The sequence below is a fragment of the Actinomyces sp. S6-Spd3 genome (assembly GCF_000758755.1).
Classification (GTDB): Bacteria; Actinomycetota; Actinomycetes; order Actinomycetales; family Actinomycetaceae; genus Pauljensenia.
The window spans coordinates 1-654 of sequence record NZ_JRMV01000085.1; the positions used below are offsets into that span (position 1 = coordinate 1).

The window sequence follows — 654 nt, forward strand, 5'->3', positions numbered from 1 at the left end:
GCATTTGGAGACCTGCTTGGCGTGACCAGGCAAGTCATCGTCAAAGATATTGCCCTCCTGCGCGCCGAAGGCGTCCCCATCTTTTCAACCAATCGTGGATACCTGCTGATTCGCCCGGTTCAGCTACCTCGACGCGAATTCAAAGTTCGCCACGACTACGGCGAAACTAAAATAGAACTGGCGCTAATTATCGAGCATGGCGGGCGCGTGCTGGACATCAAGATCGATCATCCACAGTACGGGGAAATCAGCGCCGATCTAAACGTGATATCACCCAAGAGCTTGAAAAACTTCCTGGAAAGCTTTGAACGGCCTCAACGTCTCTCTCGACTCACTGACGGCTACCACAAGCACACGGTCGAAGCCGATAGTGAAGAGACACTCGACACGATTGAGAAGGCTTTAGGCGAACACGGCTTCTTGTCCGAGCCCAAACAATAATCCGAATTTGGGATAACCCAACGCTCTGATAACGTCTACCTGAGTGTATATACAGTAGCGCTTTGGAGATGAGCGATGAAAATTCCAAATAGGATAAAAACCTCGGCAAACCGGTTCTTTATCGACGGCCTAACCGGCATGGCACACGGACTTTTTGCCACACTAATCATTGGCACAATTATGGTTTCCGTTGGAAACCTACTTCCCGATGCA

At 50.2% G+C, this 654-nt stretch carries 1 protein-coding gene; it reads left to right on the plus strand.

Translation table 11 applies throughout. The annotated features are described in order from the left end of the window. On the plus strand, positions 1-441 hold a 441-nt coding region (locus tag HMPREF1627_RS00520; RefSeq protein ID WP_034500127.1), incomplete at its 5' end, for a transcription repressor NadR. Between the last annotated feature and the right edge of the window lie 213 nt (positions 442-654).